The sequence below is a fragment of the Nostoc sp. PCC 7107 genome, from assembly GCF_000316625.1.
Taxonomy (GTDB): Bacteria; Cyanobacteriota; Cyanobacteriia; order Cyanobacteriales; family Nostocaceae; genus Nostoc_B.
In genome coordinates this window covers 3,754,170-3,778,531 of sequence record NC_019676.1, presented here as the reverse complement: position 1 = coordinate 3,778,531, position 24,362 = coordinate 3,754,170, and the positions used below count along the sequence as shown (strand labels likewise).

21 protein-coding genes, 1 tRNA gene, 1 other RNA gene and 1 CRISPR repeat array are annotated in these 24,362 nt (G+C 40.1%); of the genes, 13 read left to right on the top strand and 10 right to left on the bottom strand.

What is annotated here, in order from left to right; translation table 11 throughout:
* The first annotated feature begins 252 nt into the window (after positions 1 to 252).
* On the top strand, positions 253 to 5,367 hold the full coding sequence (locus NOS7107_RS16325; RefSeq protein ID WP_015114059.1) for a PAS domain S-box protein: 5,115 nt from the start codon (positions 253 to 255) through the stop codon (positions 5,365 to 5,367).
* Positions 5,368 to 5,422: 55 nt separating this feature from the next.
* Here the strand turns inward: NOS7107_RS16325 and NOS7107_RS16320 are convergent, their stop codons facing one another.
* Both NOS7107_RS16320 and NOS7107_RS16315 read right to left on the bottom strand, forming a co-directional pair.
* On the bottom strand, positions 5,423 to 5,908 hold the full coding sequence (locus NOS7107_RS16320; RefSeq protein ID WP_015114058.1) for a YcxB family protein: 486 nt from the start codon (positions 5,906 to 5,908) through the stop codon (positions 5,423 to 5,425).
* Between the two features lie 5 nt (positions 5,909 to 5,913).
* Positions 5,914 to 7,575, bottom strand: a complete 1,662-nt coding sequence (locus tag NOS7107_RS16315) for a CocE/NonD family hydrolase (protein ID WP_015114057.1) — start codon at positions 7,573 to 7,575, stop codon at positions 5,914 to 5,916.
* Positions 7,576 to 7,798: 223 nt separating this feature from the next.
* Between NOS7107_RS16315 and NOS7107_RS16310 the strand changes: the two genes are divergently transcribed.
* The gene (locus NOS7107_RS16310; protein ID WP_015114056.1) at positions 7,799 to 8,080 is read left to right on the top strand and encodes a hypothetical protein; all 282 of its coding nucleotides are present in this window, start codon (positions 7,799 to 7,801) and stop codon (positions 8,078 to 8,080) included.
* Positions 8,081 to 8,216: 136 nt separating this feature from the next.
* On the opposite strand, the gene plsY is transcribed toward NOS7107_RS16310, so the two are convergent.
* The 3 genes from plsY to pdxA all read right to left on the bottom strand — a co-directional run bounded on the left by plsY (position 8,217) and on the right by pdxA (position 10,233).
* Positions 8,217 to 8,906 (bottom strand): glycerol-3-phosphate 1-O-acyltransferase PlsY, encoded by a 690-nt coding sequence (gene plsY, locus NOS7107_RS16305; RefSeq protein ID WP_015114055.1) that lies wholly within the window; start codon positions 8,904 to 8,906, stop codon positions 8,217 to 8,219.
* A gap of 103 nt (positions 8,907 to 9,009) precedes the next feature.
* Positions 9,010 to 9,083, bottom strand: a tRNA-Val gene (locus tag NOS7107_RS16300).
* A 64-nt stretch (positions 9,084 to 9,147) separates the two neighbouring features.
* On the bottom strand, positions 9,148 to 10,233 hold the full coding sequence (pdxA, locus tag NOS7107_RS16295) for a 4-hydroxythreonine-4-phosphate dehydrogenase PdxA (protein ID WP_015114054.1): 1,086 nt from the start codon (positions 10,231 to 10,233) through the stop codon (positions 9,148 to 9,150).
* Positions 10,234 to 10,448: 215 nt separating this feature from the next.
* Here pdxA and NOS7107_RS16290 point away from each other — a divergent pair, with 215 nt between their 5' ends.
* The 4 genes from NOS7107_RS16290 to nblR all read left to right on the top strand — a co-directional run bounded on the left by NOS7107_RS16290 (position 10,449) and on the right by nblR (position 13,637).
* Positions 10,449 to 10,553, top strand: coding sequence for a PetM family cytochrome b6-f complex subunit 7 (locus tag NOS7107_RS16290; protein WP_015114053.1), 105 nt, complete (start codon positions 10,449 to 10,451; stop codon positions 10,551 to 10,553).
* 164 nt (positions 10,554 to 10,717) lie between these two features.
* Positions 10,718 to 11,707, top strand: coding sequence for an SDR family oxidoreductase (locus NOS7107_RS16285; RefSeq protein ID WP_015114052.1), 990 nt, complete (start codon positions 10,718 to 10,720; stop codon positions 11,705 to 11,707).
* A gap of 141 nt (positions 11,708 to 11,848) precedes the next feature.
* Positions 11,849 to 12,766: an NAD(+) kinase gene (locus tag NOS7107_RS16280; protein ID WP_015114051.1), complete on the top strand. Its 918-nt coding sequence runs from the start codon at positions 11,849 to 11,851 to the stop codon at positions 12,764 to 12,766.
* Between the two features lie 184 nt (positions 12,767 to 12,950).
* Positions 12,951 to 13,637: a response regulator transcription factor NblR gene (nblR, locus tag NOS7107_RS16275; protein WP_015114050.1), complete on the top strand. Its 687-nt coding sequence runs from the start codon at positions 12,951 to 12,953 to the stop codon at positions 13,635 to 13,637.
* A 16-nt stretch (positions 13,638 to 13,653) separates the two neighbouring features.
* Here nblR and NOS7107_RS16270 read toward each other — a convergent pair whose 3' ends face one another.
* Both NOS7107_RS16270 and NOS7107_RS16265 read right to left on the bottom strand, forming a co-directional pair.
* Entirely contained in the window at positions 13,654 to 13,938 is a 285-nt protein-coding gene (locus NOS7107_RS16270; protein WP_015114049.1) for a DUF5132 domain-containing protein, read from the bottom strand.
* Positions 13,939 to 14,073: 135 nt separating this feature from the next.
* A complete protein-coding gene (locus NOS7107_RS16265; RefSeq protein ID WP_015114048.1) occupies positions 14,074 to 14,523 on the bottom strand; it encodes a sulfur transferase domain-containing protein in 450 nt (149 codons plus the stop codon).
* A 483-nt stretch (positions 14,524 to 15,006) separates the two neighbouring features.
* On the opposite strand from NOS7107_RS16265, the gene cpdA reads away from it, so the two are divergent.
* Positions 15,007 to 15,804 carry a 3',5'-cyclic-AMP phosphodiesterase gene (gene cpdA, locus NOS7107_RS16260; RefSeq protein WP_015114047.1) on the top strand — a complete coding sequence of 266 codons (798 nt, stop codon included), beginning with the start codon at positions 15,007 to 15,009 and terminating at the stop codon, positions 15,802 to 15,804.
* Between the two features lie 63 nt (positions 15,805 to 15,867).
* Here the strand turns inward: cpdA and NOS7107_RS16255 are convergent, their stop codons facing one another.
* A complete protein-coding gene (locus NOS7107_RS16255) occupies positions 15,868 to 16,458 on the bottom strand; it encodes a chromophore lyase CpcT/CpeT (protein ID WP_015114046.1) in 591 nt (196 codons plus the stop codon).
* Between the two features lie 102 nt (positions 16,459 to 16,560).
* Complete coding sequence (locus NOS7107_RS28630) at positions 16,561 to 16,719, bottom strand: hypothetical protein (protein ID WP_157374052.1); 159 nt, start codon at positions 16,717 to 16,719, stop codon at positions 16,561 to 16,563.
* A 356-nt stretch (positions 16,720 to 17,075) separates the two neighbouring features.
* A CRISPR array of direct repeats spans positions 17,076 to 17,765; the repeat unit is 36 nt; unit sequence GTATCCAAACCACTTCCCCCGCAAGGGGATGGAAAC.
* A 108-nt stretch (positions 17,766 to 17,873) separates the two neighbouring features.
* Between NOS7107_RS28630 and NOS7107_RS16250 the strand changes: the two genes are divergently transcribed.
* Positions 17,874 to 19,109, top strand: a complete 1,236-nt coding sequence (locus tag NOS7107_RS16250; protein WP_015114045.1) for a lipopolysaccharide assembly protein LapB — start codon at positions 17,874 to 17,876, stop codon at positions 19,107 to 19,109.
* A gap of 46 nt (positions 19,110 to 19,155) precedes the next feature.
* Here NOS7107_RS16250 and NOS7107_RS16245 read toward each other — a convergent pair whose 3' ends face one another.
* Positions 19,156 to 19,479: a hypothetical protein gene (locus tag NOS7107_RS16245; RefSeq protein WP_015114044.1), complete on the bottom strand. Its 324-nt coding sequence runs from the start codon at positions 19,477 to 19,479 to the stop codon at positions 19,156 to 19,158.
* Positions 19,480 to 20,123: 644 nt separating this feature from the next.
* Between NOS7107_RS16245 and NOS7107_RS16240 the strand changes: the two genes are divergently transcribed.
* The 5 genes from NOS7107_RS16240 (at position 20,124) to NOS7107_RS16225 (ending at position 24,344) form a co-directional block, all read left to right on the top strand.
* Complete coding sequence (locus NOS7107_RS16240) at positions 20,124 to 20,693, top strand: pentapeptide repeat-containing protein (RefSeq protein ID WP_015114043.1); 570 nt, start codon at positions 20,124 to 20,126, stop codon at positions 20,691 to 20,693.
* Positions 20,690 to 21,829: a 5-(carboxyamino)imidazole ribonucleotide synthase gene (locus tag NOS7107_RS16235; RefSeq protein WP_015114042.1), complete on the top strand. Its 1,140-nt coding sequence runs from the start codon at positions 20,690 to 20,692 to the stop codon at positions 21,827 to 21,829. The genes NOS7107_RS16240 and NOS7107_RS16235 overlap by 4 nt, the downstream gene beginning before the upstream one ends.
* A 60-nt stretch (positions 21,830 to 21,889) precedes the next feature.
* A non-coding RNA gene (gene ssrS, locus NOS7107_RS27905) (6S RNA) lies at positions 21,890 to 22,072 on the top strand.
* Between the two features lie 270 nt (positions 22,073 to 22,342).
* A complete protein-coding gene (locus NOS7107_RS16230) occupies positions 22,343 to 23,983 on the top strand; it encodes a DUF1565 domain-containing protein (RefSeq protein WP_015114041.1) in 1,641 nt (546 codons plus the stop codon).
* Positions 23,984 to 24,101: 118 nt separating this feature from the next.
* Positions 24,102 to 24,344 carry a DUF6737 family protein gene (locus NOS7107_RS16225; RefSeq protein WP_015114040.1) on the top strand — a complete coding sequence of 81 codons (243 nt, stop codon included), beginning with the start codon at positions 24,102 to 24,104 and terminating at the stop codon, positions 24,342 to 24,344.
* Positions 24,345 to 24,362: the final 18 nt, after the last annotated feature.

Here is a 24,362-nt window from a genome sequence, read left to right as displayed (position 1 = left end):
CTTGCGTTATATTTATTAATAATTTTCTAATTTTAGAAATACATTTTCTGCCAACTCACGACTTACGCACAAGACACTAAAAATTGTAGACACGCCAGCGGCTTCCCGTTCGCCGTCAGGCGTTCCCGAAGGGTAGGGTAACAAAGAGGCACAGACTTTACAGAGACATGAGGGTTTGAGAGGTTTTTTGCGTAAGTCCTATAACTTTGATGACGATACATTCTTAATAAAATCTAAAATTATTTAGAAAATATGTATGATCAATCGATAAAAATTGTATTAATTGATGATCAACCTGAAGATTTAAATTTTTTAACTCAACTTCTTGAATGTCAAAATTATCAGGTACAAAAATTCACGGCGGGTAAACTAGCAATAGATGCAGTGCGAGAAACATTACCTGATTTAATTTTACTTGATGTTCTCATGCCAGAAATGGATGGTTATACAGTATGTCAACATTTCAAAGCTCATAAACAAACTCAAAATATTCCCATAATTTTTCTCAGTCCCATAGAAACTTTGCAGGATAAAGAGAAATTCTTTCAATTACAAGCTATTGACTATATTACTAAACCACTTTGTGCGCCAGAGATTTTAATCCGAGTGCAAAATTGCATTCATCTTCAACATCAGCGAAAGTTGGCATTAACACAAAAAGAAGGTGAATCTACAGAACAAACTCTCAAGCTACCGAATATTAAGCTTCATAATCATAATTTAGTATTAACAGAATTAGCAAAAAATCAGATATTGTATCAAGGCGATATCAAGGCAGCGTTTGGAGAAATTACAGAAGCAGCTACCAAAAATCTGGAAATTGAACGAGCTAGTATCTGGTTATATAATCAAGCTTCAACTTCCATCTATTGCCTGGACTTATTTGAGCAAAGTCGTCATCAACATAGTGAAGGATACACTTTAGCTATAGTAGATTATCCGATTTATTTTCAAGCTTTGCAGCAAGAAGAAGTAATTGCTGTGGAGAATGTTTACACTGATCATCGAACTAAAGAATTTTCTCAATCTTACTCAGATCTGAACATTATTTCTATCCTCGATACACCAATTAGATTAGCCGGCAAGACCGTGGGAGTTTTGTGTTTGGAGGTGCTAGAAGTATTGCGTGAGTGGACACTAGAAGACCAAAATTTTGCTCGTTCTCTGACAAATTTAGCTTCTTTGGTACTGGAAGCACGGGAACGTCAACGAGCCGAAACTGCACGTCGAGCGTCTGAAGCCAAGTTGGCATCAGCCTTTAAAGCTTCTCCTGACCCAATTATCTTATGTATATTGCCAGAGATTCGCTACATCGAAGTTAATGATAGTTTTTGTCGGCTATTTGGTTATGCTCGACACCAAGTGATTGGTCGCACTGACCAAGAATTACAGATTTGGGCTAATTGTCAAGAAAGTATTTTTCTCACTCAAATTCTGCAACAAACAAAATCTCTCCGCAACTATGAAGTTGATTTTTGTATCGCCAGTGGCGAGATCAAAACAATGCTGTTCAGTGCAGAAATAATCGAAATTGATGGGCAAAAATATGTTTTAGGTACAGCTAAAGATATTACTGAACGTAAACAGGCAGAAAATGAAAGCAGGTTACTGCTGTTAACATCTCAAGCTATTACTCGTGCAGTTGATGTGAATAGTGCGTTAAAAGTAGTACTGCGCTTAATTTGTCATTCCATCAACTGGGATTTTGGTGAAGCATGGCTACCTAGTGATGATGACACAGTTTTAGAACATAACTTAGTTTGGCATGGAGAGGATGTTAGCTTAAAGCAATTCTCACTAGTTAGTCAAAATATCAAATTTGTTTTGGGTGAGGGACTACCAGGACGGATTTGGGAAACTAAACAACCAGAATGGATTGAAGATGTTTCGGCCGCTGAACAACCAGTGTTTTTGCGATCGCCCCAAGCGGCTAAAGTAGGATTAAAAGCTGCTTTTGGTGTACCAATTTTAGCTGATGGTGAGGTGTTAGCAGTTTTAGTATTTTTTAAACGCAGTGCAGCATTAATAGATAAGCGTTTGCTGATGTTAGTCGGGGCTGTTGCTACCCAATTAGGCAGTTTGATTCAGCGTAAAATGATTGAAGCTGCCCATAGACAAAGTGAAGAACGTTTACAACTTGCCCTAGAAGCCAGCGATTTGGGCTTGTGGGATTGGAATCTCAGCACTGGTGAGATATATAGTGACTTACAGTGGGCAAAAATGATGGGTTATGAAGAAAACTGTGTTACAAATGTTTCGCAAGTTTTCGAGCAATTTATCCATCCAGAAGACTTAGCAATAGTCACTACCGCTTTAAAAGCTCATTTTCAAGGTGTGAGTGCTGTTTATGAAGTTGAGTGTCGGATGCGCTGTGCTAATGGTGAATGGAAGTGGATTCAGTCTCGCGGAAAAATTGTCGAATGTGATGATTGGGGTCAGCCTTTGCGAATGACCGGGACTCATAAAGATATTACAGAACGCAAAACTTTAGAACGAGAATTGGCGCTGCGAGAAGCACAGCTTAATGCCTTTTTTAGCAGTGCGCCTGTAGGGATGAATATATTAGATAAGCAATTACAGTATGTGCAGATTAATCAAGTTTTAGCGGATATTAATGGCTTGTCTCAAGCAGAACATATTGGCAGGAAAATATATGAAGTTATCCCCCAAATTGCCCCTTTAGTAGCGCCATTTTACGAACATGTTTTATTAACTGGAGAAAGAATTCTCAATTTAGAAATTTGTACACCCAAGCCCAAGCAACCAGAAACACTAGGTTATTTTTTGGTTTCTTATTTTCCTATTCCTGGCGAAGATAACTATATTTCTGGCGTAGGTACAGTTGTAGTAGACATTAGTGATCGCAAACATGCAGAATTAGCTTTGCAAGCAAGTCGGCTGCGCTATCAAACATTATCCGAGGCTTCACCTGTAGGCATATACCATACTGATGAGTTAGGTAATTGCATTTATCTCAATCAGCGCTGGTGTGACATTACTGGCTTAAATCAATCAGAAGCTATGGGTGCAGGCTGGGCGAAAGCTTTGCATCCAGATGACCGCGATCGCGTTTTTACTACGTGGTATGCAGCAATAGCAGCTAAATCTCTATATAAATGTGAGCATCGTTTTATGCGTCCTGATGGTACAAGTGTTTGGGTGATTTGCCAAGCAATACCAGAAATTGACGAAAATGGAGAAATTACTGGACACATAGGGACAATTACAGATATTACTGAGAGTAAACTAGCAGAAGCAGCCTTACGGGAAAGTGCCGAACGAGAAAAAGCCATCGCCCAAGTAATTCAAAGAATGCGTCAGACTTTAGATTTAAACACAATCTTTGCCGCCACCACTGAAGAATTAAGACAAATACTTAATTGCGATCGGGTGGTTGTCTATCGTTTCAATGCCGATTGGAGTGGTGAATTTGTCTCAGAATCAATGAATGAAGGTTGGATTTCTCTGATGTTAGAACAGAGAAGTGATCCCATCGTGACCAACAATGCGTTAGAAGATGGTCGATGTCTAGAAAGAATTTTAGAAAGTGCAGCTTATCCAATTCAAGATACTTATTTGCAAGCAACCCAAGGTGGTGTTTATAAGCAAGAGGCTAGTTTTCGTTGTGTTGCAGATATTTATCAAGCCGAGTTTGATTCTTGTTATATAGACTTATTAGAACGCTTCCAAGCAAAAGCTTATATTATTGTGCCAATTTTTTGCGGTAGCCAATTGTGGGGATTACTAGCCAGTTATCAAAACTCCAGCCCTCGGCAATGGAAAACAGGAGAAATTAACATTGTCGTTCAAATTGGCAATCATTTAGGAGTTGCTTTACAACAAGCCGAACTGTTAGTACAAACGCAAAGACAATCACAAGCATTACAAACAGCGGTGATTACTGCCGATGCTGCTAACAAAGCCAAAAGCGAATTTCTTGCCAATATGAGCCACGAATTACGCACACCACTTAACGCAATTCTTGGCTTTACGCAAATTATGAGCTATGACCATGAACTGTCAAAAGGACATCAACAGAACCTAGCAATTATCAATCGTGCAGGTGAACATCTACTCAACTTAATCAACGACATCTTAGAAATGTCTAAAATCGAAGCAGGCAAGACCACGTTAAATATCAGTAATTTTGACTTAATTGCTTTATTAAACAACCTCGAAGAAATGTTGCGTGTGCGTGCCGAGTCCAAAGGCTTACAACTGAGATTTGAATATGCACCACAGCTACCGCAATATGTGCAAACAGACGACAACAAACTACGGCAAATTTTACTCAACCTTTTGGGAAATGCAATTAAATTTACATCTACAGGCTGTGTGACTCTGCGTGTCAAATTAGCAGACCAAATAATTCAAAGACACACAGATACAGCAATTATTCCCCATTCTCTGATTTTTGAGGTACAAGACACAGGTGTCGGTATTTCTCCACAAGAAATTGGCTTGTTGTTTAAAGCCTTTGGCCAAACGGAAATCGGTCGCAAATCTCAACAAGGAACTGGGCTAGGTTTAGCGATTAGTCGGAAATATGTGCAATTGATGGGGGGTGATATAACTGTCCGCAGTCAAGAAGGTATTGGCAGTATTTTCACTTTTCAGATTGATATTGGTTTCGCCTCAATTAGTCAAGAGCCAGTTAGGCAAATTCAACGCCGAGTTCTGGGTTTAGCACCAGAACAAACAGAGTACCGAATTTTGGTTGTCGATGATGTTTTAGAAAATCGTTTGGTATTGGTTAAATTGCTGCAAATGAAGGGTTTTACAGTGCGTGAAGCAGCAAATGGTGAGGAAGCCATAACCCTGTGGCAAGTATGGCAACCACATTTAATTTTTATGGATATGCGTATGCCTGTTATTGATGGCTATGCCGCTACAAAGTTGATTAAAGCGAGAAATGAAGCGGCAGTTTTTCCTAATGCTCATCCTATTATTATTGCTTTAACTGCTCACGCTTTTGAAGAACAAAGACAAGCCATCATCTCAGCAGGCTGCGATGATTTAATTAACAAGCCTTTCCGAGAGGAGCAAATATTCGCAAAAATTCGTCAATATTTAGATGTCAAATATATTTATCAGGAAGAAAATCAACAAATTATTGATGCAACGCAGCCAAATTTTCAGATTCATATTATCCAAGAAGATTTATTATCTTGGTTGGCGCAAATGCCAGATAAATGGCTGGCAAATTTACACAATGCCGCTGCTCAATGCAGTGATGATCTAGTTTTAGAGTTAATGACAGATATTCCCATCAAAAATATAATTTTTCAACAATATTTAACCGATTTAGCTCAAAATTTTCAGTTTGAAAAAATTATGAATTTAACCAAAAAGTATGATGTACATTGAAGAATTTTAATTATGGCTCCTAGCTGCTAAATTCTCTGGAGATAATTTATCTAAACTACCATAATTTAATTAATTGCTTGCTTTGCAAAAACAAATCAAATCTGTGAATATCTTTTTCACTTTCAAAAGCAGCAACTGGTAAATAATGAAATTGTACTTTAGTCATGTACAAAAAATAATAGTCTGCTTTTTTTGTAACTTGAACAAAGTGAGAGTAATTAAGTTTAACAATACTGCCATCTTCGTAAAAGACGGCAAAAAAGTTTTCATCAATTTCACAGTATCTATTTTGAAAATTTAATGTAGAACTGCGTTTCTGCACTTGAAATAACAAAGGCATAGATACAAAATATGCCATTAAACCGACAAAATATATTAACCACCAATCAAAGCGATTTTGCAGAACTGAAAAAATAATATTTACGAGTAATAAAAATCCTAGAAGCATAAAGGTAATCTTCATGCGTCTGTAATAGTCAACAGTTAATAAATTGCGTAATTCTTTTGGTGTAATTTGAAAAGTTTTAGTTTTGATGTGCATTATATTTAAATTATTGGGAGTAAAATTTGAGAATTGCGATCGCCTCCACAATTTACTGTCAGTGTGATAACCTGAGCATTGCGTAAATCATCACTATTCATCACTGCGCCATTACCAGAATTCATCGCGTAGGCGGGAAAACACGCCGCGCTTAAACTTAAACGTAAGGCGTTATCTTTGGGAATGCGTACACAAGTTGTTTGCAGTTGAATCTTAATCGGGACAACAGTGTTTTGTGGACAATGTATATAACCTTGGGTCAAATTATATACTTTGCCATCAGGCTGCACTTGTGATAGCACCGCAGATAAATCATAACTGGGTTGATCGGCACTGCAATCAATTTCTACTACTACATCTCCTAATAAATGCAAGTCTTCTGTAAGGGGTTGAGTAGTATAAGTTAAAACATCTGAACGGCAATCAATATGCGATCGCTCAAACACACCAGCTGGTAATCCTGCATGACCGCCTAAAGATGGCGCTGGTCGCCAAGGGTCGTGGACTAAAACGTCCTGAGTGCTGGGTGCTGAGTTTTGAGGAGCCAGCCGCGTGGGCGGGTTTCCCGACTTGAGCAGACTGGCGTTGCTGAGTATTCCTGAGTCTTCGCGGATGCTGGCGAGTCCGGTGGTTGACAAAAAATAAGATTTCTGATTTGCTGTACTTAAGCTAGGGAAAGTGCGCCAAATATTACTTCCCATTTCAAACAGACAAATAAAAGACTCCTGCAATAAGCCTGTATCTATATCTTTCAAAAACTGGTCAAACCAGCGAATTTGCATTCTATCTACCGGACTAGCCGCTTTCTTACCAAAGTCTACTTCGCCAATTCTGCGACCCCAAGGTAAATGCGCCCAAGGACCAACTAATAAATGTTGGGCTTTGATGCTCTGTGCTGCGATATTTTTGTATAAATTTAATGTACCACGCAGGTAAGTATCAAACCATCCCCCAATATGAAACATTGGCAAATCTACAGCTTGCAAGTGATTCTTGGGGGAAAGTTCTTCCCAATAAGTATCTGGTTGGGGATGTGCCGCCCATTCATGATAAAAAGACTCAGGGGCAAGTTGTTGGAGAATTTCGGGACTATTTACAGGCAAATTACGTGCAGCAGTTAACAATGCTTGATAGGCTAGTTGATCATTGCGTAGACGCGCCGTTTCTGTAGCTAATTGAATCGCCCAAGCAAGATTAGTGTGCAAACAGAATGCGCCGCCTTCATAAGCCCAATCTGTATACAAATCATAACCAATCATCGCCGGACAAATCGTTTTTAAAGCGCTGGGTTTAGCAGCAGCAGCGTAGAGTTGCGTCATTCCCTGATAGGAAAAACCATACATCCCAACTTTGCCATTACTTCCAGGTAAATGTGCTGCCCAATAAATGCTATCTTCACCATCAGCAATTTCATGAGCAAATAACTTAAACTCACCTGCGGAAGTACCGCGTCCACGGACATCTTGAATCACAACAATATAACCGTGGGCAGCATACCAAATAGGATGAGCATAAACAACAGTAGAGGCGATCGCTCTCCCATAAGGTTGTCGCATTAATAATACCGGAAAATTCTCTGCTGCATCAGGGCGATAGATATCTGCATCTAGCCTCACACCATCGCGGGTGTACATAGATGCAGTTTGTTTAGGCAGGACTTTGTACATATATAACCACAGATGAGCAAGATAAAATAACGCAGATTATTGAGATGTACCTATTGAGGGAATTATATCTGAATCTATGATATGACTTCCCGCCCTAATTTCAGCAATTAGATGTATGTTCAATATTATGTTGAATGTTTTAATGTAATTAAGGCACTGGGAGTAAATTCCAGTCTGGAATTTGTGCCAGTTAATTATTTTTAGGCGAATAAAAATTATCCCTATGGAAAATACAGAAAGTACATTATTTGATAAAGTCCTCCGTGACAGCAATGGCAATATTGTCATTGCCCAACCGCCAAACCCACCGCTGATTCTCTGGGTAGTAGCAAGTTTATTAACTTTAATTTTTCAGAGTGGCACAATCAATGCAGTGTTGCAGATACTCGCCAATGGTGCTTTATTTACTTGGGCTTGGCTAGAATTATTTCAAGGTGTTAATTATTTTCGTAGAGCATTAGGTCTAATTGTACTGATTGGGTTGATTGCATTCCAAATTCAGTAGTTATTTGCTCAAACAGCATTCAGCAATCTGTAGGGTGGGCATTCACTAATATATTTTAGATTTGCCCACCTACATATATTACAAAAATTAAATCAAACTACTATAGTAAATAGCTACAAGTTGAGATAATCAAAAATTAAACAGTCTGTTCTGTTTTCTCTGCTTCTGTAACTACTTGCTGTCCAATTTTTGGTTCAGTTCCAGCTAAAAGGCGCTCTATATTACTGCGGTGGCGGATGATTACATAAAAACCGCCAAGAATACCAAACAAAATATAGGGTAATGGTTGATGGAAAATAGCCATGAAAATCGAAACAGCGATCGCACCAGTAATCGAACTCAATGATACAATTCTCGAAATAGTCACAACAACAGCGAATATTCCCAAAGTCGCTAAACCAACTTGCCAATTCATCGCCAATAATATTCCTAAACTGGTAGACACAGATTTACCACCTGTAAAGCCGAGAAAAATTGATTTACTGTGTCCTAAAATGTTAGCCAACCCAACTAAAATTACTATCCAGGGTTGCCATAATTTCAAATCTAAATTTGCAGGGATAAATTCTGAAGTTGCAGCATAGTTAAATAAAGCATAAACTAGGGCGATCGCTAATACTCCTTTCAAGCAATCAATCCCTAAAACGAAAGCTCCCGGAACTTTACCCAAGGTTCTTAGTACATTAGTAGCACCAGTTGAGCCTGAACCCACTTCTCGAATATCAATACCTTTTAACTGTTTAACAGCAATATAGCCAGTGGGAAAAGAACCCAGCAAGTAAGCTACTACCAAAATAGCTCCACACAAACTTAACCAAATAGCCATAAACAATCCAAACAAGTCAAGAGTTCGTAGTCAATAGTGTAAGGGTTTTTGAGTATTGACTAGCTTTAAATCTTTTGACAAATAATTATTTAACATACAACAATGGACGTAACTGGATTCGAACCAGTGACCTCTACGATGTCAACGTAGCGCTCTAACCAACTGAGCTATACGTCCTTACCACACAGTCCCCTATAGTAGCGTATATTTATCCGGCTAGTCAAGACTGAGGATATTTTTTTTATAAATCATCTTGTTTTCTAGCAGTAGCTAACTCAGCGGCTAATTGTAGTGCGGCTTTCATACTGGTGGAGTCTGCAATGCCTTTACCTGCAATATCAAATGCTGTACCGTGGTCTGGTGAAGTCCGCACAAATGGGAAACCAATTGAAGTATTCACTGCTCTGTCAAAGGCCATGAGTTTCACAGGTATCAAGCCTTGGTCGTGGTAGAGTGCCAAGTAAGCATCGGCTGGATTATGTGTAGCAGAGTTGCCATACCAAGCTTGACCTGGTTTCACCCACATTGTATCGGGAGGAATTGGCCCTTCTAAGTGCAAACGAGGGCGTTTTTGCTGTTCTTGGTTAATCCAGGGAATTAGCCAATCGAGTTCTTCTGTTCCTAGTTGTCCTTGTTCGCCACTGTGGGGATTTAACCCGGCGATCGCAATTCTTGGTTTGCTGATGCCAAAATCTTGCTGCAAACACTCTACCAACAAATCTAGTTTTTTGGTTAATAACTGGGGTGTCAGCGCGTCTGCGACTTGGCGCAGAGGAATATGTGTCGTTGCTAACAGAGTGCGGAGTATCCAACCAGTGTAAGGAGATCGCGCTACGAATAACATTCCATATCGCTCTACATTTGATTTTTCTGCCAAAAGTTCTGTTTGTCCTGGATAGTTATATCCTGCGGCTTTCCAGGCAGATTTAGCGATGGGTGCTGTGACTATACCATCAAATTCACCTGCTAATGTTTGGGCGATCGCATATTCCATATAAGCAAAACTCGCCGCACCACTCACCGCATTACCAACACCTGTGACAATCTCATCAAGATTTTGATTTGATTGCACATCCACAACCTTTAAGCTATTGGGATTTGCCAATGCGACTAAATTACCCGACAAATTTAACTCGTCGTAAGTCTGCACCAGCCAATTCCAATTTCCGACAACTGTGACATCACAGTTTTGGCTAACTTCTGGTTCTGCCAAAGCTTTTAAAATTACTTCTGTGCCAATTCCTGCGGGATCTCCCAACGTCAGTGCTAACCGCGGACGACTTTCTTTGTGTGGTTTTACTATTAAGTTTTGCTCACTGTGATACATAGGACTACTTTATCTGGATTTGCTACAAACTTCGCTTGATCCCTCAGCCCTAGGGATTAACCATCAAACTAGTTTAAAATCATTTATACAGGTCTAATTCAACAGTAGCTGTTAAGCAACTTCAAGTTCAATGCCAACAGACAGCCCAAAAGATATGCAATCTCAAGGTTAGGCTTTAGAATTATTACAAACCTTCACAAAGGAGAACAATAATCATGGGTGGTGAAATTTTCAACGCAGCTTTTTTGGCTTTCGGTTTAATCTTCGTTGGTTGGGCTTTAGGCGCTTTATTGCTAAAAATTCAGGGTGCTGAAGAATAATCCCTCTGGAGTCTGACAAAATAGCGTGTCCGCTATAACGGACAACGCTGTTTCCATAATTCCTTAGTATTCAATAATTTCTAATAAAAGTGTAAACTTTTGTTTACAGATATAATTCTGTTAAGATTCTTTTCATAAAACTTTAAGATTTAATACAAACCCTCATGACATTACTAATAGTCGGTGCCACTGGCACCTTGGGCAGACAAGTGGCTCGTCGGGCGATCGATGAGGGGTATAAAGTACGTTGTCTGGTTCGGAGTAGTAAAAAAGCGGCATTTCTCAAAGAGTGGGGTGCAGAACTTGTCCTCGGAGATTTGTGTTATCCCGAAACTCTTCCAGGTGCGTTAGAAGGAGTGACGACAATTATTGATGCAGCAACATCGCGGGCTACTGATTCTTTAACTATCAAACAGGTAGACTGGGAAGGCCAAATAGCATTAATCCAGGCGGCAAAAACTGCGGGTGTAGAGCGTTTTATCTTCTTTTCGATAATTGATGCCGATAAATACCCAGAAGTACCGCTGATGGAAATTAAGCGATGTACAGAACTATTTTTAGCTGAGTCTGGATTAAATTACACAATTTTACGTTTAGCTGGCTTCATGCAAGGGTTAATCGGTCAATATGGCATCCCGATTTTAGAAGGACAACCAGTTTGGGTAACTGGTGAATCATCCCCCATAGCCTATATGGATACTCAAGATATTGCTAAATTTGCTGTGCGGGCGTTGAATGTTCCAGAAACACAAAAACAAGCTTTCCCGATAGTGGGAACTCGTGGTTGGAGTGCAGAAGAAATTATTAGCTTGTGTGAGCGCTTGTCTGGGAAAGATGCCAAAGTTACACGGATGCCATTAAACTTATTGCGTGCTGTGCGTGGTTTTGTCCGCTTCTTTCAGTGGGGATGGAATGTGGCAGATAGGCTGGCGTTTACAGAAGTTTTGGCTAGTGGTAAGCCATTAAATGCCCCAATGGATGAAGTATACAAAGTTTTTGGCTTAGACCAAAAAGAAACAGCTACCCTTGAAAGTTATTTACAAGAGTATTTCAGTAGAATTATGAAAAAGCTCAAAGAGCTAAATTACGAAAAAACCAAGACTAAAAAGGAAAAAAACAAACGTTCTCCGTTTAAGAAGCTTAATAGTCAATAGGGCTGAGTCCTAAGTGCTGAGTAAAGAATTATATTACTTTTGACTTTTGACTTCTGCCTTCTTTTTGACTTTTGCTCACAGACTCAAAATATGTAAGGATTACATAGTACAAAGCATCGCTCAAAGTTTGGATATTTGAATGTGCCGAAAGCAGGCATTATCTACAATGATTTAAAACCGATAGCTAGCCGCGTTGCTATCGAATTAGAAGAAAAACTCACCGCTGCTGGTTGGGATGTATGTGTCACAAGTAGCATCGGTGGAATCTTGGGCTACGCTAATCCAGAAAGTCCTATATGCCACACTCCTATTGACGGTTTGACACCCCCTGGTTTTGACTCAGACATGAAGTTTGCTGTTGTACTTGGGGGAGATGGGACTGTTTTAGCTGCATCTCGTCAGGTTGCGCCGCTGGGGATTCCTCTGTTGACAGTGAATACTGGTCACATGGGGTTTTTGACAGAAGCTTATCTCAATCAACTGCCTCAAGCGCTTGAACAAGCAATGGCGGGTGAGTATGAAATCGAAGAACGGGCAATGCTGACTGTGAAGGTATTGCGCGGAGAGTCGGTATTATGGGAAGCCTTGTGCTTGAATGAAATGGTGCTGCATCGGGAACCTTTGACCTGTATGTGCCATTTTGAAATTGCTATTGGTCGGCACGCACCAGTGGATATTGCTGCTGATGGCATAATTGTGTCTACGCCTACTGGTTCTACGGCTTATTCACTGAGTGCAGGCGGCCCGGTAGTCACCCCTGGTATCCCGGCTTTACAGTTAGTGCCGATTTGTCCTCACTCTTTGGCTTCTAGAGCCTTAGTGTTCCCCGATACGGAAACAGTCAGTATTTATCCGGTAAATATTCCGCGTTTGGTGATGGTGGTGGATGGGAATGGCGGATGTTACGTGTTCTCGGAAGATCGAGTATATTTAGAGCGATCGCAATATAGTGTCCGATTTATTCGTTTACAACCACCAGAGTTTTTCCGCATCTTGCGCGAAAAACTCGGATGGGGTCTACCACATATAGCTAAACCCACCTCTGTAGAGTTACCTTGATTTCTCTGAAAAAGGAACAGATAAAGGGCAACAAGCAACAGGGAAATGGTCAAAATTGTTTCTTTGGCTTTTTTCCTGAATTGCTAGTTTCTAAATAGAATTGGAAAACAAAGTTACTATTCACAACAGGACTATTACTCAGTTCTGTTGTTTTGACTTTTAATTTTTAACCTTTGGCTTATTTATGACAGTTGCTCACAGTCCCTGTGTTTTGGTGATTGAAACTGATGAAATCCTTGCAAATCAGCTATCTTCTGATTTGCAAGAAGCTGGTTATGATGCTATTTTGGCTCACGATGCAGCCAGTGGTTTGCAATACAGTCGTGATTGTCAACCTGCTTTAATTGTTCTAGACCGGATGCTGGCGGGAGAATCAGGACTTTCGTTATGTAAAAATATTAGAAGTTCGGGGATGCGTTCTCCGGTGCTGGTCTTAATGGCTAGAGATACCGTGGATGACCGTGTAGCTTGTCTAGAAGCTGGTGCTGATGATTATATTCTTAAACCTTACCGCCCAGAAGAATTTTTAAAGCTAATTCGCCTTTATTTAAAACCTGATATTGATACAACAGAACAGTTACGCTTTGGGGATTTAGTTTTAGATATCTCAACTCGTCGTGCGATACATAATGGACGGGTAATTGATTTGACAATGAAAGAATTTGAGTTATTAAAGTTTTTAATGGAACATCCCCGTGAGGTATTAACCCGCGAACAAATATTAGAAAATGTCTGGGGTTATGATTTTATGGGTGAGTCAAATGTGATTGAGGTTTATATTCGTTATTTACGCCTGAAAATCGAAGATGAAGGGCAAAAACGCCTGATTCAAACGGTGCGGGGTGTGGGATATGTTTTGCGAGAGTCTTAGTACGGGATTTTATTTTTTAACGCAAAGGTGTTTCTCTGGGTTCGGCTGATTTCATCCGTTCTTCACCAATTTCTGCCTTAGCTTCGGCAATGATATCTTCCCAGGTTTCGCTAACTTCTGCGATCGCTTCTTTGCTCTTTTCGTAGAACAAGATGCCTTTTTTGACAACTGCTTTGGCTACTGGTCTACCAACACCAGCTACAACTGGTAACAATACAGGCACAAGCACAACTCCAACAATACCTGTAATTCCTAGTCCTTCGGCTAAATCTCCAAGGTCTGGTAAAAATTTTACTGACATATTATGTTCACTTCCCTGGTTTTACCTCAGTTTATTTTAATTCTTTTTCGTGAGTACTTTGGCAAACAAGCTTCAGACTGCAAAGTAATGTAACGTTGATTTGATGACATCTGAGATTATTTGACTAAAGTTGAATTAAGCTTTCTCGGCTTGATCTGCAATATATTTATCGAGTAAAAATTGCTTGAGGTGTGGTTGTTCCAAATTAATCCCTAGTTCACTAGCTTTTTGAGTTATTTGTTCATAAGTTAAACCTTCATTCACCGCAGTGGCTATTAAGGCGATACCGCCGGCTCTTGCACCAGCGGCACAATGAATCAAAATTGGTTTAGGTAAGTTGTCAATCTTTTCAATGGCTAACTCTGTTAGTTCCTTATCTGCTTGTGAAGGCTTTAATGGGACGTTAGCGTATTCTAGTCCCGCTTCTTGTGCTTGTTGTTGCTCATCATTTAAAAAACCTGCTTCGTCAGGGGAACGTAGATTTAGCACCGACTTAAAACCTGCTTGTGCTAACTGCTGTAATTCTTCATTAGTTACTTGTCCCGCAGTACTCAGATTTTCACTAACTTTTTTGCTGTTGCTCATTATAGCCCGGTACATTTATGGATTTAACGTAGTATAAGAAGGATTATGCCAAAAAAGCTAGGGTAATTACACAAAATATTCCACCTGTTTTACAGAGACCTGATATAGCAGGTTACAGCTTACAGAGTTAAAAATCTTTTGCTTCATTTACTGCTATTGCTATAAAAGCCTGATTTTCATCGGTAACTAGCCATATTTACCCTTGAGCAAGTCAACTAGAAAGAATAAAATTTCTATCGTAAGATAGATGCAAAAAAATCTGTTTAAAATTTTATTTTTATGAACAGCTTTAAGTATAAAAATTACTTAAAGTATGGCAACATATTTTTGAGTTAAAGCTGACAGCTTTAGGGGTAAGTTGCCACACTAATTATAGGGCAGGCATTTAATATCAAGCTAGTTTTGCTACTTGAATTGAATTTTAGTATTCTGCCAGAAAGCAACATCAGGGTACAAAGATAAGCATAGTGTGAGCAGTGAAGGATGAATCAAGTATCTACCGTATCGATCGCTCAGATAACAGATATACATCTGTTTGCCTCAGAAAGTCATCAACTGCTGGGAATGCCTACCATCGAGTCGTTTAAGGTAGTGCTGGAGCGATTAAAGGAGCTAAAATCGGAAATTGATTTACTATTATTAACCGGAGATTTATCTGGTGATGGTACTTCTGACTCCTATGAACATCTGCAAAGTTTAATCAATCAACTACAAATACCTACTTACTGGCTACCAGGAAATCATGACTGTGCGATCGCTATGAATGAAATTCTTAATGTAGGAATGATTTCCCGGCGCAAGTCTTTCCAGCGTGGTGATTGGAATTTTCTCTTGCTGAATTCGGCTGTACCTGGCTGTGTACATGGTCATCTGACAACTAATACTCTCAGTTGGCTGGACTCGGAATTAGCAAAACTAGGTAATAAACCCACATTAATAGCGTTTCATCATCCACCTTTTTTAGTGAATTCTGCATGGCTTGATAACAGTGGCCTGAAAAATCCCGAAGAATTATTTGCAGTGATCGATCGCTACCCACAAGTTAAATTAGTTTTATTCGGTCATATTCATCAACAATTCCAAGGACAGCGCTACAACGTCGGCTATTTAGGAACTCCCTCAACTTGTATTCAGTTTCGTTCTCATAGTCACACTTTTGCTATTGACCAAAAAGCCCCAGGATTTAGGCTGCTGAAACTTTACCCCAGTGGTAGTTGGGAAACATCGATAGAACGAGTTCCCTATTTTCATCCACTGGAGTTAGCCGCAACGGGATACTAAATAAGTCAAAAGTTAAAAGTTAAAAGTCAAAAGTTAAATCCCTATTGACTTGGCTTTCAGCACTCACAACTTAACTTCATCGGCAAAACTCGCCCACCGCACAAAGTAAAATGGCCCGGCGACGGAACCCCAGATATGTTCGTCAGTTTCTGGGTCGCGTCCTCTATCAAGGCTGATGAATTTTTCGCCGTCGATTTCAAATTCACTATCTAAATAAGTTCTGTGACCTTTGCGAAACACGATACAGCCTTTCCCCGGTTCTACAGTACCTTTGAAGCTATTACCAGTCCACTCAACAATCATGTTACAGCCTGGTAATTTTTCTAAGTCATCGGCTGTTACGGTTTTGAGACGTTCTAAGTCACGGGATGCACCGTAAAATTTTTCTTCTTGTTTAACAGTGTAGTTTTCAATTTGAATGCGATCGCCTACATTCACCAACTTTAACACCCGCAAGCGATAAGGATCATTCAGGGTATAGTCATAAGCTTGTTCTACAAAAAAACTTACCCCTGATAACAAGTCCAAGGGTAAGGGACGCATACACACACGGATATGTGCATAAAATGGGGGATTTTCAAAAGCCTGGGCTTGGTTGCTAAAATCAGCCGCCATCCACTGAGCTAAGGTAGTAATATCTGTAGAGCTTGTCATTTATAGATTATCTTTCGTTGTTTAAAAATCTCTTTGAGTATTTTAATGAAGTATGAAGTCTGAAGTCTAAAGTATGAAATTTTGTGAAGAGAAATTCATATTTTATTCTATGGGTATACTCACATCTAGCCCCGACGCATAAAATTCGCGGCGATAAAAACGTAGACGCGCCAGCGGGAAGCCGCTGGGTAGTCCGCCTGCTCGGACTAACAGAAAATCAAGGTTTTCAACCTGCAAAATGCGATCGCCGAGCGAAGTCAAAGCGCTACCCTCTTCTGCTAGTCTATCTGTATATTTTTAAAGTAAAACGGTATTACACCCAGCCTCAACAGACAATCTCTGTAGATCAGCCCTACTTAATTACAAATTACAAATAAGACTTGATAAATAATCAACACAGATGTAGTTTAAAAACTGTATCAACTTTTCGACACCACTTCTCAGAACCTTGAAAACCGTATAATTTCGTTGACTGGTGTCGATTCTTTAGTCAGACTGAGTTTCAGGCATTTTGAGCATGGCTTAATTGAGAATGAATTTCCCTTTATTGAGAATTTAAAAAGTGGTGTCGATTTGACGTCTGAAATCCTTTCCCTGTAAGCGCCCCTGAGCGAAGAGTATCCAAACCACTTCCCCCGCAAGGGGATGGAAACGCTCCCGTAGGATACATACCCTAGCCTAAATTCTAGTATCCAAACCACTTCCCCCGCAAGGGGATGGAAACTGTACCGCCATGATATTGGCGGTAAAAAGAATTACAAGTATCCAAACCACTTCCCCCGCAAGGGGATGGAAACCCTACCTCGTTTTCAGATGATCCGGTCATTACAGCGGTATCCAAACCACTTCCCCCGCAAGGGGATGGAAACTGTACCGCCAGCTTGATTTACCGTACACTTGTCAAGTATCCAAACCACTTCCCCCGCAAGGGGATGGAAACATAAGTTGCGCCCATTTCTGAAAGGGCGGCAATAACTATATCCAAACCACTTCCCCCGCAAGGGGATGGAAACACAATTGTTAATAATTGTTCATTTTTTAAGATGTTGTATCCAAACCACTTCCCCCGCAAGGGGATGGAAACTATGTAAGTCCGTAGTCATTTTCACTGTCTAACAGAGTAGGTATCCAAACCACTTCCCCCGCAAGGGGATGAAAACCGAACGTTAGCTTCCCCAGTGGCATTTTGCACCTGTATCCAAACCACTTCCCCCGCAAGGGGATGGAAACATTCTGTGGGCTGAGGATGGAGTTGCGAAAGCAGAGCGCTGGTATCCAAACCACTTCCCCGACAAGGGGAAAGGGGATGGAAATATCAGAACTCCAAAAATCTCCTAGCGCCTGGAGAATTTTTGCGAAAATATCGTCATGATTGAGCTAGTACAACAAGGTAAAAGTAAAAAGGTAAAGTATTTATGCTCAGGCGCTTATGTGCGATCGCAATTTTTTCTATCCTATTAAATAACTCTTTCACACTGGCTGCACCGAAAGACCCTAGCCAAGCAGATAAATTTCCCCCCAGTCCTTTAGAAATTACGACACCTGATCCTCTGGTGCGAAGTTCTGCGAATAAAGAACCGTTAACTCTGGTAGAACAGCTAAAACTAAAGGCGGCTTTGGATGAATTAAATCAGCAAGCAGCAGCGACATTGCAAGCTGAAGATAAGGTAACAGCTTTTGAAATTTGGAACCGCGAAATACGTTTGCGACGTTATTTGGGTACAATACCCGAAATTCAAGCTTTATCTAGGGTAGGTGCGATCGCATGGAATCAAAATGACCGTCAGCAGTTATTTTATATAAATCAACGGTTGCAAGCAATTCAAAAACAAGCTTTATCACCAAAAACGATTGCTCAACAAGGCGTAAATGTAGAATTGTTGCAGACTTTAGGTGAAGCTTATCAAAATGTGCGATCGCCTAAAAATGCTTTGGCAGTTTACAATCAAATATTGACAGCGGTACGCCAACGACAAGATAAAACAGCAGAGTTATCTACCCTACAAACAATTGCCGAATTAAATCTAGCTTGGTTTGATTATCCCCAAGCCGCCACCACATATCAAGAATTATTAACTTTAGCCTCGGCTGGAGGCGATCGCACCAGTGAGCTAACATATTTAAAACAGTTAGCTTATATTTACCAGCAGGGCAAACAACCGCAACAAGCGATCAATACATTAAATAAATTAGCTTTACTGTATACTGACCCTGAAAATATTCTCAAAATACCACAATTAAAATTAGCGATCGCAGCTAATTACGAATCTTTAGCCAAAGAAAATCCTAACCTGATTCAAGAAGCTTTTAATAACTATCAACAAGCTTATACAACTGCTTGGGAATCACAGCAATTTGTTATAGCTGCGGAAGCTTTACAAAAGTTAATTGTCCTCTATCGTTCCCAAGGACAAATCGACGCAGCATTACAAACAAGTCAAATTCTCATCGAAACCCAAGCAAAAACTTCTAACTCTTATGGCTTAATGCAAGCTTATGACCAAATTGGGCAAATTTACCTACAACAAAAAGAATATCCTCAAGCACTTTCAGCCTTTCAACAAGGACTAAAACTAGCCCAACAACTCAAACATGAGGAATCTTACTTTACCCAACAAATTGCCAAAGTATCCCAAGAATCTGGTCAATAGTCATCGTCAACTTTCACAACCATTGACTATTGACCTTTGACCCTGATTAAACATCTTCCAATTCTAACTGAGCTACCGTTACAGCGTTAAAGGCAAAGGCCACTACCAAAGGCATTGGACATCTGAGTATAAAGGTGCTGGCGACAGCTACAACCGTACCAAATACGGCTGACATTGACCAAATTCTTTCTTCAAAGGTGAGTCCTTTTTCAGCTTTAATTCCTCTCAGAACATGAGAGGGAATCGGTTCTGGCATTACTCCGCCTGGAGGAAATGCCCAATAATTATTCCGCCGTTCAACAAATAATTCTGTCCAGCCGTTTTCTTGGCACCAAGTCTCAATCCATTCTAGAGAATAATGTTTCATCATTTGTGTAATGCTGCTTACGAATTTTGTGTAGTTGCTGAATATAAACTGATAGATTTCTAACTAACAACTGGTAATAGAAATAAACCGAATGTTAGAGAAGGCTAAAAAGCCGATTATGTAACTTCTTGAACTTTTGCCTTCCTCCTACCTTTCTCTAACTAACCAAGCAACTATTATGAAACTAAACTTAATTCTCCTCTTGTGTAGCCGGCCAAGCATTCGAGACGGATAATCAATATGCTCAAGCAATGCTGACTACTCACCTTAATAAGAAGATTAACAGGCGATAATGGCTGTTAAAAGCAAAAGTTAATAAACTTTACTTTGAAAAATCATCATAAAGAAATGTAAATAACTCTATTGATAGATAAATAATAATAAAAACATTTATATTGTAAAACATAACTTTTTAAATCAAGAATTGTAAACATAACAGTGATTAACTACTGTGATGTATATTGAGCGTTTAAAAATCAGTCTTTGGTTATATAGCAAAACTACTTGGCATTTAATAAATGGTGTTGTCCAGATCCCCGATTTCTTGAAGAAGTCGGGGATCTTATTTCATAGAAATAATTTAGCGATCGCCTGACCTAAATTACAAAATGTTAAGCTAATGTAATCTACAATACTTAAAAAAAATTATGTTTTGGCTAACAGGATTAACATTACTTTTAGCAAGTTTATTACTTTGCCTAATTCGCCTGAGCAAAAATCACTACACAGTCATAACTATTCTTACCCTCTTGCTCCTGCCTTCTGCCTTCTGCCTCCTGCCTCTTGCCGCCCTTGCAGTAGACTGGACTCATCCCTTGTCATTTAGTAATGCAGAGTTAGCGAGACGTGATTTTTCAGGACAAACTTTGCAAGCGGCGGAATTTTCTAACGCGAATATGGAAATGGCTAACTTTACAGGTGCTGACTTGCGCGGAGCCGTATTGAGTGCTTCAGTAATGACTAAAGCTAATCTTCATCAAGCCGATTTAACTAATGCGATGGTCGATCAGGTAAACTTAACAGGGGCTGATTTAAGCGATGCCGTTTTCAAAGAAGCCTTGTTACTTCGCGCCCTGTTTACAGATGTGAATATTCAAGGTGCAGACTTCACTGATGCAGTGTTGGATAAAGCGCAAATCAAAGAACTGTGCAGTAAAGCTAGTGGAGTAAATTCCAAAACAGGCGTAGAAACTCGTGAATCTTTAGGATGTCGATGAAGCGTGTTGGTGTAATTGGTGGTGGGCAACTAGCCTGGATGATGGGGGATGCAGCAAAAAAACTAGGAGTAGAATTAATTGTACAGACTCCTAGTAAGTTTGATCCGGCTGTAGCCATTGCCCAAGATACAGTTTTTGCGGCAATTGATGATGCAAAAGCCACAGAAATATTAGCTCAAAAAAGTGATGTCATCACCTTTGAAAATGAATTTGTTGACCTTGATGCTTTATCTTTATTAGCAAATAAAGGTGTTTGCTTCCGTCCGAGGTTAGAAGCTTTATCTGCGTTATTAGATAAATATCATCAGCGTTGTTATTTGCGAGATTTAGGCTTACCTGTACCGCAATTTTTTGCTATAGATGATGTAGAGAATTTAACCTCTCAGCTAGAGGCTTTAAGTTTTCCTGTTGTTTTAAAATCTCGTCGTCATGGTTACGACGGACAAGGCACATTTATTATCCAAGATTTAGCAAGTTTACAGCAAAAGTTAGCTCAAACAGCAAATCAATCACAGTTTTTAATTGAAGAATTTATCCCATTTGAACGGGAACTAGCGGTAATTGCCGCCCGTTCTGTGAATGGTGAAGTTGTCAGCTATCCCGTAGTAGAAACCCAGCAAGAACAACAGGTATGTCAGCGAGTCATCGCCCCTGCGGATATTACACTTAATCAAGCCCAACAAAGTCAAGCGATCGCCCATACTCTATTAAATAGCCTAGAAGTTGTTGGCGTGTTTGGCATAGAACTATTTCTCACCAAAGATAGCAAAGTTTTAGTCAACGAAATAGCCCCCCGTACTCACAATTCGGGACATTTTTCTATTGATGCTTGCGAAACTTCTCAATTTGAACAACACCTCAGAGCCGTATGTGGTCTACCTTTAGGTAATTCAAATTTACACTGTCAAATGGCTATTATGGTTAACCTGCTAGGATATGAAAATTCCGAGAGTGACTATCAAAGCCAGCGTCAACAATTAGCCGCCATTCCTCACGCAACAGTTCACTGGTACAACAAAACCGAATCTCGTCCTGGGCGAAAATTGGGACACGTCACAGTTTTGCTAGATGAGCATAACCCAGAAACTGCAAATCATCTAGCCCACACCCTAGAATCTATCTGGTATCCCAGTTAAATTGGTCATAAAATCTTCATATTGAACACACAAATTGTTTGAGAAAGCTATAATGAGTTAGTTGCACTGCGACGTTGGTGACTGCCATCAAGTTTTTTGATCTATGTCTTTAAAGAAAAGGGAACCAACAGTTATCGTGGCAGTAGACCGGGCATGTACCCGGAAACTTTAAACGAGCAACAGCGGTACCCACCTGGTTTAACCAGGTCATAAACTTAGGTAAAACGGCGTTGCGGTGAACTTAAAATTTTTTAGCTCCCAAATTTTAATTAAAATTTGGGAGCTTTAGTTATGGGCATCTAGAAAAATATAAATCAAGACTTACGCACAAAGGTTGTTTATAGAGATTAGGTTTAGAGGTGAAAGGGTTTTGGATACATATACCCCTACGAGTTCGTATTTCTGGAATTTACCCTTTAAATTTGGTAGTCAATGTTGCAAATTTTAGCGATAACTAGCCATTCGCAAAGTTAGAGCTAATAGTATGACTATGTATTTTTTAGCGGTATAAATATGCCTCAAACTTTTTACGTAAATCCTTTAACTGGAAATAGTAGTAACTCTGGTAGTCAACAAGCGCCCTTTAAAACAATTACTCAAGCCCTCAAGGTTGCTACACCAGACACCACAATTCAACTCACAGATGGAAATTACAGCGTAGCGAGTGGAGAAGTTTTTCCTTTAACGATTCCGTCTGGTGTACAAGTAATTGGTAACGAAGCCAACAAAGGCAGCAGTATTTTAATTGAAGGTAGTGGTAATTACCTCAGCCGGACTTTTGCTGGTCAAAACGTCACCTTTGTCATGTTGGACGGTGGAGAACTGCGAGGGGTGACTGTGACAAACCCAGCCTCTCGCGGTAGTGGTGTCTGGGCAGAATCAACTACTCCTACCATTGCCAACTGCACCTTCAAAAATTGTAAGCGTGAGGGAGTATTCGCCACTGGTGATGCTAAACCAGTGATTCAAGGTAATGTATTTACAGAAAATGCTGCCAATGGAATTGCGATCGCTAAAAATTCCCAAGGTCAAATTCAAGATAATACCTGCATTAAAACAGGCTTTGGCATTGCTATTAGTGATACAGCCTCACCCACACTTTTAAATAACAAATTTACCGAAAATCGTTCTGGCATAGTAGTTTCTGGTAACGCCCGCCCCGTATTACGCAACAATGTTAGTGAAAATAATACCGACGATGGTCTGACTGTAATTTCCACTGCCCTGCCAGATTTAGGTAGTGCTGCCAGTCCTGGAGGTAATATTTTCCGCAATAACGCTAAATTTGATTTACAAAATGCCAGTTCTAATCAACTGATTTCCATCGGTAATCAAATTGACCCTAGCAAAGTCAGCGGTAATATCCAGTTTGCCAGCGCACCAGTTCCCACACCTACACCGATACCAACCCCAACACCCACACCTACTCCTGTACCAACTCCAACGCCCACACCTGTACCCGTACCGATACCAACCCCAACACCCACACCTACTCCTGTACCAACTCCAACACCCACACCTACCCCTGTACCCGTACCGATACCAACCCCAACCCCAACACCCAGCCCTATAGATTTAACCGATATTGCTAATCATTGGGCAGCTGCTTTTATTCGGGAATTAGTCAAACAAGGAATAGTTAACGGTTTTCCAGACCGCACCTTTAAACCAGATGCAACGATGACTAGGGCGCAGTATGCAGCATTAATTGTCAAAGCGTTTACACCATCCTCCAAGCGTGCAGCAGCCCAATTTAAAGATGTATCCGCCAGCTTCTGGGCAGCTAAAGTTATTCAGCAAGCATATCAAGGCCAATTTCTCTCTGGATTCCCTGATAATACATTCCGCCCTAACCAAAATATTCAGCGTGTGCAAGTTCTGGTTTCTCTAGTTAATGGACTAGAGTTAGGCACATCTGGTAATGTTGCTAACGCGAACAAAATTTTCGATGACCAAGCCAAAATTCCTGACTATGCCAAAGATGAAGTAGCCAAAGCTATAGACAAGGGAATTATCGTCAATCATCCCAATCTAAAGCAACTCAACCCTACCCGTGATGCGACACGGGCAGAAGTAGCGGTGATGGTTTATCAAGCTTTGGTTGATGCTGGCCGTGTCGCAGCGATCAATTCGCAATATATTGTGAATGGTTGATTAAACAACACAGGGGTGTAAGGGTGTAGGGGTGTAAAGTAAGAAAAGTATTGAATTCTGAAACACACTAATCTCTAGCCTCTCATCCCTGTCCGATTCACGCAGTCTATGATGTTTTATGACTGAACAAAAGCCTTTAAATCCTTGGGAATACAAACCTTGGTGGTGTCAACCTTGGTCTATCATCCTCACGTCTGTAGTTTTAATTAGTGGTAGTTGTTTACTATTTAAAATTGTTTGGTTAACAATTCTGGTGTCCATTCCTGTGATTATTTGGATGGGCTTTTTTGTATTTATTTGGCCACAATTAATGATTCGTAGTGGAATTTTGGAATCTTATCAAAGGGAGAATTTGGAATAGAGGCGTAAGGGTTTTGCT

Coding starts and splice junctions, on each gene's coding strand:
- NOS7107_RS16325 (WP_015114059.1), top strand. CDS start 253: ATGTATGATCAATCGATAAAAATTGTATTAATTGATGATCAACCTGAA.
- NOS7107_RS16320 (WP_015114058.1), bottom strand. CDS start 5,908: ATGCACATCAAAACTAAAACTTTTCAAATTACACCAAAAGAATTACGC.
- NOS7107_RS16315 (WP_015114057.1), bottom strand. CDS start 7,575: ATGTACAAAGTCCTGCCTAAACAAACTGCATCTATGTACACCCGCGAT.
- NOS7107_RS16310 (WP_015114056.1), top strand. CDS start 7,799: ATGGAAAATACAGAAAGTACATTATTTGATAAAGTCCTCCGTGACAGC.
- plsY (WP_015114055.1), bottom strand. CDS start 8,906: ATGGCTATTTGGTTAAGTTTGTGTGGAGCTATTTTGGTAGTAGCTTAC.
- pdxA (WP_015114054.1), bottom strand. CDS start 10,233: ATGTATCACAGTGAGCAAAACTTAATAGTAAAACCACACAAAGAAAGT.
- NOS7107_RS16290 (WP_015114053.1), top strand. CDS start 10,449: ATGGGTGGTGAAATTTTCAACGCAGCTTTTTTGGCTTTCGGTTTAATC.
- NOS7107_RS16285 (WP_015114052.1), top strand. CDS start 10,718: ATGACATTACTAATAGTCGGTGCCACTGGCACCTTGGGCAGACAAGTG.
- nblR (WP_015114050.1), top strand. CDS start 12,951: ATGACAGTTGCTCACAGTCCCTGTGTTTTGGTGATTGAAACTGATGAA.
- NOS7107_RS16270 (WP_015114049.1), bottom strand. CDS start 13,938: ATGTCAGTAAAATTTTTACCAGACCTTGGAGATTTAGCCGAAGGACTA.
- NOS7107_RS16265 (WP_015114048.1), bottom strand. CDS start 14,523: ATGAGCAACAGCAAAAAAGTTAGTGAAAATCTGAGTACTGCGGGACAA.
- cpdA (WP_015114047.1), top strand. CDS start 15,007: ATGAATCAAGTATCTACCGTATCGATCGCTCAGATAACAGATATACAT.
- NOS7107_RS16255 (WP_015114046.1), bottom strand. CDS start 16,458: ATGACAAGCTCTACAGATATTACTACCTTAGCTCAGTGGATGGCGGCT.
- NOS7107_RS16250 (WP_015114045.1), top strand. CDS start 17,874: ATGCTCAGGCGCTTATGTGCGATCGCAATTTTTTCTATCCTATTAAAT.
- NOS7107_RS16245 (WP_015114044.1), bottom strand. CDS start 19,479: ATGATGAAACATTATTCTCTAGAATGGATTGAGACTTGGTGCCAAGAA.
- NOS7107_RS16240 (WP_015114043.1), top strand. CDS start 20,124: ATGTTTTGGCTAACAGGATTAACATTACTTTTAGCAAGTTTATTACTT.
- NOS7107_RS16235 (WP_015114042.1), top strand. CDS start 20,690: ATGAAGCGTGTTGGTGTAATTGGTGGTGGGCAACTAGCCTGGATGATG.
- NOS7107_RS16230 (WP_015114041.1), top strand. CDS start 22,343: ATGCCTCAAACTTTTTACGTAAATCCTTTAACTGGAAATAGTAGTAAC.
- NOS7107_RS16225 (WP_015114040.1), top strand. CDS start 24,102: ATGACTGAACAAAAGCCTTTAAATCCTTGGGAATACAAACCTTGGTGG.